The sequence below is a fragment of the Novosphingobium sp. AAP1 genome (assembly GCF_001295765.1).
Taxonomy (GTDB): domain Bacteria; phylum Pseudomonadota; class Alphaproteobacteria; order Sphingomonadales; family Sphingomonadaceae; genus Novosphingobium; species Novosphingobium capsulatum.
The window spans coordinates 876,227-890,460 of record NZ_LJHO01000001.1 but is presented as its reverse complement, the minus strand read 5'-3'; the positions used below and the strand labels follow the sequence as shown (position 1 = coordinate 890,460).

General features: G+C 66.1%; 7 protein-coding genes. 4 read left to right on the top strand and 3 right to left on the bottom strand.

All coding sequences use genetic code 11. The features are described from left to right. Positions 1 to 106 precede the first annotated feature (106 nt). Together IP65_RS03860 and adh are read right to left on the bottom strand one after the other, a co-directional pair. Positions 107 to 502: a DUF779 domain-containing protein gene (locus IP65_RS03860; protein WP_054130935.1), complete on the bottom strand. Its 396-nt coding sequence runs from the start codon at positions 500 to 502 to the stop codon at positions 107 to 109. Positions 503 to 601: 99 nt separating this feature from the next. Further along, a complete protein-coding gene (gene adh, locus IP65_RS03855; protein WP_054130814.1) occupies positions 602 to 2,122 on the bottom strand; it encodes an aldehyde dehydrogenase in 1,521 nt (506 codons plus the stop codon). A 254-nt stretch (positions 2,123 to 2,376) separates the two neighbouring features. Between adh and IP65_RS22155 the strand changes: the two genes are divergently transcribed. Beyond that, the gene (locus IP65_RS22155) at positions 2,377 to 6,381 is read left to right on the top strand and encodes a non-ribosomal peptide synthetase (protein WP_054130813.1); all 4,005 of its coding nucleotides are present in this window, start codon (positions 2,377 to 2,379) and stop codon (positions 6,379 to 6,381) included. Positions 6,382 to 6,458: 77 nt separating this feature from the next. Here the strand turns inward: IP65_RS22155 and IP65_RS21655 are convergent, their stop codons facing one another. Then, positions 6,459 to 6,764: a hypothetical protein gene (locus tag IP65_RS21655; RefSeq protein WP_197279204.1), complete on the bottom strand. Its 306-nt coding sequence runs from the start codon at positions 6,762 to 6,764 to the stop codon at positions 6,459 to 6,461. Positions 6,765 to 6,977: 213 nt separating this feature from the next. Here IP65_RS21655 and IP65_RS03840 point away from each other — a divergent pair, with 213 nt between their 5' ends. The 3 genes from IP65_RS03840 to IP65_RS03830 all read left to right on the top strand — a co-directional run bounded on the left by IP65_RS03840 (position 6,978) and on the right by IP65_RS03830 (position 14,208). Beyond that, a complete protein-coding gene (locus IP65_RS03840; RefSeq protein WP_231627542.1) occupies positions 6,978 to 9,983 on the top strand; it encodes a hybrid sensor histidine kinase/response regulator in 3,006 nt (1,001 codons plus the stop codon). A 20-nt stretch (positions 9,984 to 10,003) separates the two neighbouring features. Further along, positions 10,004 to 10,996, top strand: coding sequence for a diguanylate cyclase (locus IP65_RS03835; RefSeq protein ID WP_231627541.1), 993 nt, complete (start codon positions 10,004 to 10,006; stop codon positions 10,994 to 10,996). A 203-nt stretch (positions 10,997 to 11,199) separates the two neighbouring features. Further along, positions 11,200 to 14,208: a TonB-dependent receptor gene (locus IP65_RS03830; RefSeq protein WP_054130810.1), complete on the top strand. Its 3,009-nt coding sequence runs from the start codon at positions 11,200 to 11,202 to the stop codon at positions 14,206 to 14,208. The last annotated feature ends 26 nt before the right edge of the window (positions 14,209 to 14,234 follow it).

Sequence of the window (14,234 nt, the reverse complement as noted above, 5' to 3'; positions counted from 1 at the left end):
GTTATCGTTGCCTTCGCGCGCGCAGGGCGGCGATCAAGGCAGGGTCACAATACAATGGTTCGGCCGCTATCGGAAAGGGCGGCGATACAAAAATATGATGGCTTGCTCAGGATTCTCCGCGCGGCGGTGGCCCGCCTTCTTCCAGGGCCAGGGCCTCGGCATCGGTGAACAGCCGCGCATGGCCGAGAAAGCGAACACCTTCGGGCGTTTCCAACGACATGCCGGCGCCGCGCCCCGGCGCGACATCGATGGTAAGCTGGGTGTTCCGCGCATATTCGAACTGCGCCGCGCCGATCCACACCGGCACATCGCCGGCAATATGGCCCAGCAACACGTCCTGCCCGCCCACCTTGAACTCGCCGCGGGGATAGCACATCGGCACCGATCCATCGCAGCAGCCGCCCGACTGGTGGAACATCAGCGGTCCGTGCATGGCCGTCAGCCGGGCAATCCATGCATCGGCTGCCGGCGTTGACGTCACGCGGGGCGGAATATCTGCCATGGCATCGCTGCTCCAAGCCAAGCGGGGCGGGCGCTTGCCGCACCCGCCCCGGAAAATGCGCCCCTGTTGTCCGCCGGGGGCGCCTTTCATCGCGGCGCCTCAGAAGAAGCCGAGCGCCTTGGTGCTGTAGCTGACCAGCAGGTTCTTGGTCTGCTGATAGTGATCGAGCATCATCTTGTGGGTTTCGCGCCCGATGCCCGACTGCTTGTAGCCACCGAAGGCAGCATGGGCAGGATAGAGGTGATAGCAGTTGGTCCACACGCGCCCGGCCTGGATTTCGCGGCCGAAGCGATAGGCGCGGTTGCCATTGCGGGTCCATACACCCGCGCCCAGGCCGAACTGCGTGTCGTTGGCAATGGCCAGCGCCTCGGCTTCGTCCTTGAACGTGGTCACGGCCAGCACCGGGCCAAAGATTTCTTCCTGGAACACGCGCATCTTGTTGTGACCTTCCAGGATGGTAGGGGTCACGTAATAGCCATCGGCCAGGTCGCCCGAAAGCGTGGCGCGGCTGCCGCCGGTCAGCACCTTGGCGCCTTCGCCCCGACCGATGTCGATGTACGAGAGGATCTTTTCCATCTGCTCTTGCGAGGCCTGCGCGCCGATCATCGTGGACGGATCGAGCGGGCTGCCCTGGCGGATCTTCTGCACGCGGGCCACGGCGCGTTCCATGAACTTTTCATAGATCGATTCCTGCACCAGCGCGCGCGACGGGCAGGTGCACACTTCGCCCTGGTTCAGGCCGAACATGGCAAAGCCTTCGAGCACCTTGTCGAAATAGTCGTCGTCGGCGTCCATCACGTCGGCAAAGAAGATGTTCGGGCTCTTGCCGCCCAGTTCCAGCGTCACCGGGATCAGGTTTTCGCTGGCATACTGCATGATCAGCCGGCCGGTGGAGGTTTCGCCGGTAAACGCGATCTTGGCGATGCGCTTGCTGGTGGCGAGCGGCTTGCCGGCTTCGATGCCAAAGCCGTTGACGATGTTGAGTGTGCCTTCGGGCAGGATGTCGGCGATCAGTTCGGCAAACACCAGGATCGACATCGGGGTCTGCTCGGCGGGCTTGAGCACCACGCAGTTGCCGGCGGCAAGGGCCGGGGCCAGCTTCCACGCGGCCATCAGCAGCGGGAAGTTCCACGGAATGATCTGGCCGACCACGCCCAGCGGTTCGTGATAGTGATAGGCCACGGTGTCGTGGTCGATTTCGCCCAGGGTGCCTTCCTGGCTGCGCACGCAGGCGGCAAAATAGCGGAAGTGGTCGATTGCCAGCGGCACGTCGGCGGCGGTCGTCTCACGGATCGGCTTGCCGTTGTCGATGGTTTCGACCATTGCCAGCAGGTCGAGGTTGTCCTCCATCCGCTGCGCCACCTTGAGCAGGATATTGGCGCGATCAGCCGGCGAGGTGCGGCCCCAGGCTTCGCGTGCCTTGTGCGCGGCATCAAGCGCCAGTTCGATATCTTCGGCTGTGCCGCGCGCCACCTGGCACACCGGCTTGCCGGTTACGGGCGAGACGTTGTCGAAGTACTGGCCGCGAACCGGCGCGACCCACTTGCCTCCGATGAAGTTGTCGAACTTGGCCTTGATCGGGCTTTGGGCCGAAAACTTGGTCATGGCTTCCTGCAACATGGGGCCTCTCCTTGCATATGCTTTAAGGCGAATGACGTGTGAAACGGTGGCATGCTATGCGACCTGCCACGAAGCCCTGCGGCCCGTTCCGTGTTCTGGCCGAGAATGCGCAAAGGGGCCCCGTTCGGGCAATTGTACCTTGGGTCGAACGGGCGGATGCTGCCGCGGATTCCGCACGGTTGGCCTGTCCGAATTCGGCGTTTTTGAGCGGGGTTCCCGATTGACCGGCGCAACATCGGCGCTAGGGGGCGGATATGGGCGGACACCAACTGCAAAACGACATGACGCTGCACGGTTTTCTGGCGGCTGCGGCGGCGCGGCATCCGCAGGCGTGCGCCATCTTCGTGCCGGCCGGCAAGGGCCGCGATATCGACCAGGCGATCAGCTATGCCGATCTCGCCGCGCAAAGCGACATTCTGGCCCAGGCGATCCTGGCGCGCCTGCCGGCCGCTGCGCCCGGCGGCGAACCGGTCGTGGCGCTGCAGCTGCCGCGCACGTCGCCACTGCTCTATCTGGCGCAATTGGCCGTGCTCAAGGCCGGATGTGCGTTCACCTGCCTCGATCCCTCGTTTCCCGATGGCCGTGTCGTCGATATCCTGGAAGACGCGCAGCCCGCGCTGATCCTGGCCGAACCTGCCGCCCTGGAACGGCTGGCGGGCCTGGCCCATGGCGCCTGCGCGGTGCATGATCCGGCGCAATTGCTGGCCCAAGCGCCTGCTGGCGGTGCGGCTCTGCCCCAGGTCGGCCCGGCGCAGCTGGCCTATCTGATCTATACCTCGGGCACCACGGGCAAACCCAAGGGGGTGATGATCGAGCATCGCCAGATCGCCAATCTGGTCGCGTCCGATCTGGCCGAATTTGCGCTGGGGCCGGGAGACCGCGTGGTCCAGGGCTCGTCGGTCGCCTATGACAGTTCGATCGAGGAAATCTGGCTGGCACTGGCCAGTGGCGCCACGCTGCTGGTGATGGATGATGCGGCCGCGCGGCTGGGGCCAGACATTGTCGCCTGGCTGGCCGATCACCGCGCCAGCGTGTTCTGCCCGCCGCCAACCCTGCTGCGCAGCAGTGGCTGCAGCAATCCCCAGGCGGCGCTGCCCGATCTCAAGCTGCTCTATGTCGGTGGGGAAGCCTTGCCGGCCGATATCGCCGCGCTGTGGGCGCAGGGGCGGCGGCTGGTCAACGGCTATGGCCCGACCGAATGCGCGGTCACCTGTCTGCGCGGTGATATCGTGCCGGGTGGGCCGATCACCATCGGCCGCCCCGTGCCGGGCATGCACGCCTATGTGCTCGACGATGCGCTGGACGACGTGGCCGAGGGTGCCCAGGGCGAGTTGTGCATCGGCGGCGCCGGGGTGGCGCGCGGCTATCGCCATCGCCCCGATCTCACTGCCGAGAAGTTCATCGATCATCCGCGCCACGGGCGGCTCTATCGCACCGGCGACCTGGTGCACCGCGACGAGACCGGCAACCTGTTCTATCACGGGCGGATCGATGCCCAGGTCAAGATCCGCGGCTATCGCGTCGAACTGGGCGAGATCGAGGCGCAGCTTGCCGCGCTGCCCGGCGTGCGCGCGGCCGGAGCCACGGTGCAGGATCGCGGCGGCGTGCCCGAACTCGTCGCCTATGTCGTGCCGGTCGATCCCGCCGCACCGCCCCTGGGGGATACGTTGCGCCAGGCGCTGGCCGCCAGCCTGCCGCCCTACATGGTCCCGCGCCAGATCGGCCTGATTGCGGCACTGCCCACCACCGTGGGGGGCAAGCTTGACCGCAAGGCGCTGCCGCCGATGAACCTTGCGGCCCAGCGCAGCGGGCCGGGCCGCGAGGAAGAGGCGCTGGTCCTGCCCGAGGGCGAGCTGGAGGCATTGATCGCCCGCGCGATGGCCGATGTGCTCAAGCGCCCCGATGGCGTTTCGGTCACTGCCGATTTCTTCGAAGGGCTGGGCGGGGATTCGCTCAGCGCGGCGATGCTGGTTACTCTGCTGCGCGAAGACTGGCGCACCGATTGGGTGACGGTCAGCGACATCTATGATGCGCGCACCGTGCGGGCCCTGGCCCTGCGCGCGCCCGAACCGGCCGAAACCATTGCCGATGCGGCGCTGCCGCTGCTGCGCGAAGGCGTGGCGCGCCCGCTGCTGGCGAATCTGGTGCAGGGCGGCTGGCTGGCGATGACGGTGCTGGTGGCGGCCTGGGCTTCCTGGTTCGCCGCGTTCCGCGTGGCGCCGCTGGCCTTTGCGCACCTGGGCCTGGCCACGCTGGTGCTGGTGGCGCCGCTGATCGGCCTGGCCGGGTTCCTGGTCTATCTGCCGGTGTCGGTGGCCTTTGCCGTGGCGGTCAAGTGGCTGGCGATCGGCCGTTATCGCCCGGTGCGCGCGCCGGTGTGGAGCGCCTATTACCTGCGCCACTGGATGGTGATGCAGGCGGTGCGGCTGATCCCCTGGCCGCTGCTGGCCGGGACGGAACTCAACAACGCGATCCTGCGCCTGCTCGGCGCGCGGATTGGGCAGCGCGTGCATATTCACCGCAACGTCGATCTGCGCCGGGGCGGCTGGGATTTGCTCGACCTGGGCGATGATGTCGCGCTGGGGCAGGGCGCCCACCTGGGCCTGGTCGAACTCGATCGCGGCGATATCGTGGTGGCGCCGATCACCCTGGAGACCGGCGCTGCATTGATGGTGCGCGCCGGGGTGGAAGGCCCGGCGCGGATGGGCGCAGGCAGTGTGCTGACAGCGCTTTCCGTGCTCAATGCCGGCGGCACGGTGCCGGCGGGCGAAGTGTGGGACGGCGTACCGGCACAGCGCGTGGGCGTGGCGCCGCCGCCTCCGGTGATCACGCGCGCCGCCACGCGGCTCGGGCCCTGGCGCCATGGCCTGCTGCTGCTTCTCGGGCAGGGGCTGTTCACCGCGCTGGCCGCGCTGCCGGGGGAGTTGCTGCTGCTGGGCTTGTGCCTGGGCGGCGAAGTGAGCGCCAAGGCGATCTGGCACTGGATGGCAGCGCCCTCGCTCGATGGGCGGGTGATTGCGGCGCTGCTCGCCACCACGGTCCTTGCCGTGCCGCTCAACGTTTTCTGGTCGGCAGTCCTGCTGCGCGCGATGGGCCGCGTGCGGCCCGGCGTGATCGACCGCTGGAGCCTTGGCTATATCCGCCTGTGGATCAAGGCCGGTGCGGTCTTCGCTGCCGGCGAGTGGCTTTCGGGCACCTTGATGTACAAGCACTGGCTGCGCCTGGCGGGGATGAAGGTGGGCGACAAGTGCGAGATCAGCACGATCTTTGACGTGACGCCCGAACTGGTCAGCATCGGCGCGGAAACCTTCTTTGCCGATGGCATCTATCTCGGCGGGGCGGAACTGCGCCAGGGCACGGTGCGGGTCGCGCCGATTCGCCTTGGCCGCAATACCTTCCTGGGCAATCACGCGGTGATTCCGGCGGGCGAGACTCTGCCCGATGATATCCTGATCGGCATTTCCACCGTTGCCGATGCCACCTGCATTGCGCGCGGCCAGTCGCGTTTTGGCCATCCCAGTTTCGATCTGCCGCGCCGCCAGGTGGTAGAGGCCGATCGCAGCGTGACGCACGATCCGTCGCTGATCCGCCAGGCCAACCGCTGGTTCTGGGAACTGGCGCGCTTTTTCCTGCCGGTGGTGCCGCTGGTGCTGGGCGCCCTGTGGTTCGCCGCGATCGGTGCGGCTGCGGCGCGTGGGGCCAGCCTGGCACTGATGACCTGGGTGGTGGTGCCCGGTGCCACGCTGGTCACGATGGTGGCGCTGTGCCTGGTGGTGATGGTCCTCAAGTGGGGCCTGATCGGCCGGGTGCGGCCTGGCCAGCACGCGCTGTGGTCGTGCTGGTGCAGCCGTTGGGATTTCGTTTACGTGGCCTGGGCGCGCTATGCCAATTTTATCCTGCAACAGCTGGAAGGCACGTTCCTGCTGCTGGTCTATCTGCGGCTGATGGGCCTCAAGATCGGGCGCCGCGCCGTGCTCGGGCCGCTGTTTGCCCAGGTCGTCGATCCCGACATGATCGAGATCGGCGACGGCGCCACGGTCCATGCCAATTTCCAGGCCCACACGTTCGAGGATCGCGTGCTCAAGGTGGATAAGGTGCGGATCGGCACCGGCGCCACCGTGCATGCCGGCACCGTGCCGCTCTATGGCGCGGTGATCGATTCGGGCACCCGCGTGCTGGGCGGCAGCGTGGTGATGAAGCACGAACACCTGCGTCCTGGCCTCGCCTATCAGGGCGTTCCTGTTCGCGTAGTGGGCTGACAACCGCAGTTTGCAGGGCAGGCTTGCTGCAAGAGCCAGCTATTGGCGCGGCAACAACTACCAATTTGGATCAAATATTATTCGCGGAACTGCGCTTCGTGGGCGAATTTCATTTCGCGATCAGTTTGATAACGTAAAAGTTTACCAATTGGAAATTGGCCGCCCGTAACCTCCTGTGCGTGGAGGGTGGATATGGTCGATGATCGTACCAGCATTGCCAACGCGACATGCCATCGCGCTGCGGCCGGATCGGGCCACGGCGCTATGCCGGCGCGCAGGCTCGCTGCCATCTGGCCCGCCGCCGCCCTGATGCTGGCCGGCGTGGCTGGCTTGGCCTGGGCCTCCGTCCCGCCGATCCAGCCGGGTGACCAGGTGGTGGTCATTGCTCCGCCCGGCACTCCACAGATGCAGACTTTGGCCATGGTTGTCGGCGCGCAAGGCGCGCTGGTGGCACCGGGCCGCTTTGCCAATATCGCTATCGCCACGTCCCCCCGTGTGGATTTTCCTGCCGCACTGCGCCGAGAAGGGGCCTGGTTCGTATTCGCTTCGCCACGTTTGGCGGGCTGCCTCGGCGCTGCCAAGGAAGAAACGGCCCTATGACGATCCCCCCATCGCCGCGTTTCGTGCCCACTGCGTTATCCGCTCCCATGGTTGCGGCCGTGCCGCTACCGGCCACCGAACTTGATGACGTGCGCCGCCGCTTCGGCCATTTCCTGGTCTATCTGCTGTGGGCGCACGTGCCGCTGCTGGCGGTCGTCGCCTGGCTGGCGGGCCAGTCGCCGATCGGGGCGGGCGTTGCCGGCGGCGTTCTGGCGCTCGCCTACCACCTGATGTGGTGGCGCCACGGCATTGCCCGTTCCACCCGCTATCTTTCCGCCGTGGCGCTGGTGGGAGAGCCGGCGCTGCTGCTGTTCCTGATGCAGGGCCATGCCTGGCAGATGGACATGCATATGTACTTCTTTGCCATGCTGGCGCTGACCATTGCCTGGTGCGATCGCGGCGCCATCCTGATGGCGGCCACGGCCACGGCGCTGCATCACCTCGTGCTGCTCTATGCCTTGCCCTATGCGGTCTTTCCCGGCGAGGGCAACATTGCCCGCGTGCTGCTTCACGCCGTGATCGTTGCATTCCAGACCGCGGTGCTGGTCTGGCTCAGCGACCGGCTGGTCGAATCCGTGCAGCGTGTCACCGCCATGGGCGAGGAAATCCGCGCCAAGAACCTGGCGCTGGAAGAACGCACCCGCGAGGCCGAGGATGCCACGCGCGCCAAGAGCATGTTCCTGGCCAACATGAGCCACGAAATCCGCACGCCGATGAACGCCATCCTGGGCTTTTGCCACCTGGCGCAGCGCACCGCGCTCAATCCCCGGCAACAGGTCTATGTCGCGCGGATTGCCGATGCTGGCGCCTCGCTGCTGCGCCTGATCAACGACATTCTCGATTATTCCAAGAACGAGGCAGGCAAGCTCACGCTTGAGGCGCGGCCGTTCGATGTGCGCGCCACGGTGGAGCACCAGGCCCAGATGCTCAATCTCGATGCAGAGGCCAAGGGTGTGGCGCTGCGCGTTACCGTCGGCCCGCGCGTGCCGCAGATGGTGGTGGGCGATGAACTGCGCTTTGGCCAGGTCTTGCTCAACCTGCTCAGCAATGCGATCAAGTTCACCGAAAAGGGCGTGGTCATGGTCGGCGTCGATCTGGTGGCGACGGGAGAGGGCACCGTCACCCTGGAATGCACCGTGCGCGATACCGGCATCGGCATGACCGCCGAAGCGCGCGACGCGCTGTTCACCTCGTTCACCCAGGCCGACAGTTCGATGACCCGGCGCTTTGGTGGCACCGGGCTGGGCCTGGCCATCTCGCGCCAGATTGTTGAGCAGATGGGCGGCGGCATCACGGTGGAAAGCACGCCCGGCATGGGCAGCGTGTTTACCTTCCGCGTGGTGATGGGCGATGCCGGCACGCTGGCGCGCGCCGGGCTGCTGCCGCCGCCGGGCCTGGCGGGCCTGCGCGTGCTTGCTGCCGATGACAATGCCGCCTCGCGCCAGATCGTGCACGAATTGTTGACCGGGTGGAGCATGGCGGTCGATCTCGTTGCCTCGGGCGAGGAAGCCCTGGCAGCGATCGATGCAGCGGCCGCCGCCGGGCGTCCGTTCGATCTTGTCCTGCTCGACTGGAAGATGCCGGGCTTGAGCGGGATGGACACGGTCAAGGCCATGCGCACCCGCGTGCCGAATGGGCGCCTGCCGGCAACACTGCTGGTGACGGCCTATGGCGCCGACGAGTTCCTGGGGTCGGTCGATCGCGCCGATGTCGATGCGTTTCTGACCAAGCCGCTGCAACCACGCGCGCTGATCGAAACACTGTGCGATCTGTTCCCCGAACGGGCCGAACGTGCACCTGCCAAGGGCCTTGCTGCCACGCCTGCGCCGGCCGTAGTGGCAGACGCTGTGGCCGAAGCACCGCGCCTGCCACAGCGCTTGCGCGGCCTGCGCGTGCTTTTGGCGGAAGACAACGAGATCAACCGCGAAATCGCCATGGAACTGCTCGGCGATGCCGGGCTCGAGGTGGACTGCGCTGAAAACGGCCGCATCGCCTGCGCCATGGTGGCGGCGCAGAACGGGGCCTATGCCGCTGTGCTGATGGATGTGCAGATGCCCGAGATGGACGGCATCGAAGCCACCGCGCGCATTCGCCGCACCTGGAAAGCCGATGCCTTGCCGATCATCGCGATGACCGCGCACGCCTATGACGAAGAACGCCAGCGCTGCCTCGATGCCGGCATGAACGATCACATCGCCAAGCCGGTCGATCCCGCGCTGCTGGTGCGCACACTGGAACGCTGGCTGCGCCAGCCCGATGCCGCGCCTGCCGGCGCAGGGGCGGGCCCGGGGGCCGATGCCGCCTGGACCGGCCCTATCGCCAACGATGCTGGAGCCAACGATGCGGCCGGCGCGTCCGAGGCGGTCTTGCCCGATCACCTGCCGCCCTTCGGCATTCCTGCGGCCCTGGCGCGGGTTAATGGCAAGCGCACGCTGTTGCTCAAGCTGATCGGCGATTTCGGCGATATCTATGCCGCCACGCCCGGTGCGCTGACCAGCCTGGTGGACGAAGGCCGCCTGGCCGAGGCGCGGCGCCTGGCCCATTCGCTCAAGGGCGTGGCCGGTTCGCTCGAACTGCCGCAGGTCCAGGCCGTGGCCGCGCGCATCGAGCGCTTGCTGGCCGCCGAACAGACCTTTGGCCTCGACCGCGAGATTGCCCTGCTGGCCCGCGAACTGGCCCCGGCGATCGAGGCGGCGCGCAGCCTGGCGCCACCGCTTCCGGCTCATGTCCCGTCGATCACGGAGGCAGATGGCTCGTGCGCAGATGCCGGCGCCGTTGCCCAGGCGCGCGACGGGCTGATCGATCTGGTGCAGCGGCGCAGCCTGGCGGCGCGGGCTGCCTTTGTCGTCTATGCTGATGCGCTGGGCCTGCCCGAGCCGGCGCGCCAGGGCCATCCGGTGCGCCAGGCGCTGGAACGGCTCGACTATGGCCGCGCGCTGGCCCTGCTCGAAGCAGAAGGCAGCCTTGCCGATGATGCGCCGATACAGGGGGCCGTTGCCTAATGGGCCAGGCGCTTCCCCCCTTGTCGCGGCGCGGTCTGGTGATGATCGTCGACGATGAAATCGCCAATATCGAGATCATCAATGCCGTGCTCGAAGACGAATACGACGTCTGCTTTGCCCTGTCGGGGCAAGAGGCGCTCGATCTGGCGCGCACCGCGCAGCCCGATCTCATCCTGCTCGATGTGCTGATGCCGGGCATGGATGGCTTTGCCGTCTGTGCCGCGCTCAAGCAGGATGCCACGCTGACCGATGTGCCGGTGATCTTCACCACCGGCCTGGGGGACAGCGAGGACGAGATGCGCGGTCTGTCGCTGGGCGCGATCGACTATGTGACCAAGCCGGTGCAGCCGCCGATCCTGCGCGCGCGGGTGGCCAATCATGTTGAACTCAAGCGCCTGCGCGACCAACTGGCGCAGATGGCGGTGACCGATGCGCTCACCGGCTTGTCCAATCGCCGGCACCTGGAACGCACGCTGGAGGTGGAGACCGCGCGGCTGGCGCGGCAGCAGGAATGGCTGTCGGTGGTCATGCTCGATATCGACTTCTTCAAGCAGTTCAACGATGCCTATGGCCACCCGGCCGGCGACCGCTGCATTGCCATGGTCGCCGCCGCGCTCACCCGCGCGGTGCGCCGTGCGACCGATCTTTCGGCCCGCTATGGCGGGGAAGAGTTCGTCTGCGTGCTGCCCGGCGCAGACCTGGCCACGGCCCAATCCGTTGCGGCCGAGATCGGGCGCCAGGTGCGCCAGCTGGGTATTCCGCACGCGCGATCGGGCGTGGATGCGTTCGTCACCGTCAGCATCGGCATCGCCAGTGCGCGCAGCGTCGCCGGGGCCAAGCCGCAGGAGTGGATCGATATGGCCGATGCGCAGCTCTATCGCAGCAAGAGCGAGGGCCGCAATCGCATCACCGCGACCGTGTTCGAACATGGCCTGCCCGGGCATGGTCAACCCGCGGGCAACGATCGCGCGGCCTATCCGACCGCGCAACTTGGCCTTCGCGCCACAGGCTGATCGCCGCGGCGCGGGCGGCGCACTGTCCAGGCCGCGCTTGCCCGCTGCTTTCCCGGCAGGCTGATCTCGTTTCATTGCCCTTTGTCACGGCTGGCAACGCCGGGTGCTTGACAAAGTGAACGTTCACGCGCATGCGTCACCACAGTTGAGAACGTTCACAAGCCGGACGCAAAGCGCCGGGTGAAAACGGGGAGAGGGATCTGATGAGCACACGTTGCCATTCTTTGCGCGCGCGCCTGGTACTGGGGGCTTCGGTCATGGCCGTGGGCCTGGCAGCCAATCCGGCCTGGGCGCAGGACGCCGCCAGCGCGGCATCGGCCGCCCAGCCGGCCGCCAATCCGCAAGCTGCCACCGAAACGCCGGAAAACGCCATCGTCGTCACCGGCATTCGCGCGAGCCTTTCGGCCGCTGCCAATATCAAGCGCAGCGCCCAGGGCGTGGTCGATGCGATTTCGGCCGAAGACATGGGCAAGTTCCCCGACACCAACCTGGCCGAATCGCTTCAGCGCATCACCGGCGTGTCGATCGACCGTTCCAACGGTGAAGGCTCTACCGTTACCGTTCGTGGCTTTGGCCCCGAATTCAACCTGGTGCTGCTCAACGGCCGGCAGATGCCCACGTCCAGCCTGGGCGATGGCGCCAGCGCGCCGTCGACGCGCAGCTTCGATTTTGCCAACCTGGCGTCCGAAGGCGTGGCTGGGGTCGAAGTCTACAAGTCCGGCCGGGCCACGCTGCCCACCGGCGGCATCGGTTCGACGATCAATATCAAGACCCCGCGCCCGCTCGATCGGCCCGGCCTGCATGGCAGCCTGGCGATCAAGGGCATGATCGATACCTCGCGCAACGAAGGCAGCCCGATCACGCCCGAAGTGTCGGGTATCATCAGCGACACCTTTGCCGATGGCAAGGTGGGCGTGCTGGTCACCGGCGTGTGGCAAAAGCGCAAGGCGAGCAACAACCAGGCCAATGTCGGCTGGCGCGATGGCTATCTGGGCTCGGAAAACAACTGGGGCTCGCTGCCGCAGCAGGGCGATCCGCGCTATGCCAACATCGTCAACCGGCCCGGCCCCAATGATGTCTATCAGGTGCCGCAGAACGCCAGCTATGACATTACCGACATCGATCGCGAGCGCATCAACGGCCAGCTCGTGCTGCAATTGCGCCCCACCGATACGCTGACCGCCACGTTCGACTATACCTATTCCCAGAACACCGTGCGCGCGCGCACCAACAGCGTGGGCATCTGGTTCAACTTCAACGACGTTTCCAGCCAGTGGACCGATGGCCCGGTGGCCGGCCCGGTGTTCTATGCCGAACACTTCGGCGCCAACGAAGGCAAGGACCTGTCGTATAGCGCGGCGCTTACCGAAAACCGCTCGATCAACCGCTCGATCGGCGGCAACCTCAAGTGGGATGGCATCGACCGCCTAACGCTGGAGTTGGACGCGCACCATTCGACGGCCGAATCCAAGCCCAATAACCCCTATGGCACCAGCGTGTCGGTGGGCTCGGCGGTGTTCGGCATCGCCAACCAGAAGATCGATTTCACCCACGATCTGCCGGTAATCTCGGTGGGCATGAACCCGGGCATCGATGCGCTCGATCCGGCCAATATCACGCCCACGGGCAATGCCTTCCGCAACGCCTATTTCCGCGACGAGATCAACGAGGCGCGGCTTTCGGGCCAGTTCAAGTTCGACAGCGGGGTGATCGACAGCCTCGATTTCGGCGCGGACTACACCGAGAACAAGGTGCGTTCGGCCTATGGCTATATCCAGCATGATACCTGGGGTGGCTCGCTGCCGGCCAGCCAGACGCCTGATGACCTGTTCAGCCTGGTTTCGGTGCCGGACAAGTTCAAGGGCGTTTCGGGCGCCAACGATCCCAACATCATCAAGCAGTTCTACAGCTTCAACTTCGAGAAGATGGTGAGCCTGCTCGATAGCAAGAACCAGATCTGCGGCGGCACCGGCAACTGCCTGGCGCCCTACACCGTCGATCGCCGCATCAAGGAACGCACGATCGCGCCTTATGTGCAGCTGAACACCAAGTTCGACCTGCTCGGCCGCGAGGCGCATTTCCGTGCTGGCCTGCGCTATGAAAACACCCGCGTCACCTCGTCGGCGCTGGTGCCGGTGCCCACCGGCACGCAGTGGGTCTCGGCCAACGAATTCGGCCTGATCTATGGCGGTGACAGCGCGTTCACCACCTTTGCCGGCAGCTATGACAACTTCCTGCCCGCGTTCGACTTTGACATGCAGCCCGCGCGCAACGTCAAGTTCCGTGCGTCCTACAGCCACACCATCACGCGGGCCGATTATGCCAGCCTCCAGGGTGGCCGCACGCTGGACCAGCTGTTCCGCATCGGCGGTGGCACCGGCAGCCAGGGCAATCCGGGCCTGATGCCCTACAAGTCGAAGAACATCGATGTCAGCCTCGAATGGTATTACGCGCCGACGAGCTATGTCTCGGTGGGCTTCTTCCACAAGGGCGTGTCGAACTTCATCTCGTCGGCCCGCGTCGACAGCCCGGCCTTCGGCCTGACCAACCCGGCCAATGGCCCGCGCTATCAGGCGGCGATTTCCGCGCTGGGGGCTGATGCCAGCACGGCGGCGATCCGCAACTACATCTTCACCCACTATCCCGAAAGCTCGCAGATCACCGGCACCGATGCCACCGGCAACCTGACGGGCAACATCTTTGGCACGGCCCAGGATGCGGCGGTCAATTTCCAGATCGCCACGCCGGTCAATTCCTCGCAGACCGCCACGCTCTATGGCTGGGAATTTGCCATCCAGCACTCGTTCTGGAACACCGGTTTCGGCGCGATCCTGAACTATACGATCGTGCGCGGCGATGCGACCTACGACAACACCAAGCCGTCGAGCGTCACGCAGTTCGCGCTGACCGGGCTGTCCGACAGCGCCAACGCGGTGCTGTTCTATGACAAGCACGGGCTGCAGGCGCGCGTTGCCTACAACTGGCGCGCGCAGTTCCTCTCGGGCACGGGGCCCAACCCCTATTATGTCGAGCCTTATGGCCAGGTCGATGCCAGCGCCAGCTGGGAATTCCGCAAGGGCTTCACCGTCTTTGCCGATGCCATCAACCTGACCAACCAGGGCCGGCGTGGGCACCTGCGGTCTGACAACAACGTGTCCTTCGCCTCCAGCGGCTATGCCCGCTATTCGGCCGGTTTCCGCGTCAACTTCTGACGCGGCCCTCCCCATCCGGCCGGGCG

Coding starts and splice junctions, on each gene's coding strand:
- IP65_RS03860 (WP_054130935.1), bottom strand. CDS start 502: ATGGCAGATATTCCGCCCCGCGTGACGTCAACGCCGGCAGCCGATGCA.
- adh (WP_054130814.1), bottom strand. CDS start 2,122: ATGTTGCAGGAAGCCATGACCAAGTTTTCGGCCCAAAGCCCGATCAAG.
- IP65_RS22155 (WP_054130813.1), top strand. CDS start 2,377: ATGGGCGGACACCAACTGCAAAACGACATGACGCTGCACGGTTTTCTG.
- IP65_RS21655 (WP_197279204.1), bottom strand. CDS start 6,764: ATGACCACCACCTGGTCACCCGGCTGGATCGGCGGGACGGAGGCCCAG.
- IP65_RS03840 (WP_231627542.1), top strand. CDS start 6,978: ATGACGATCCCCCCATCGCCGCGTTTCGTGCCCACTGCGTTATCCGCT.
- IP65_RS03830 (WP_054130810.1), top strand. CDS start 11,200: ATGAGCACACGTTGCCATTCTTTGCGCGCGCGCCTGGTACTGGGGGCT.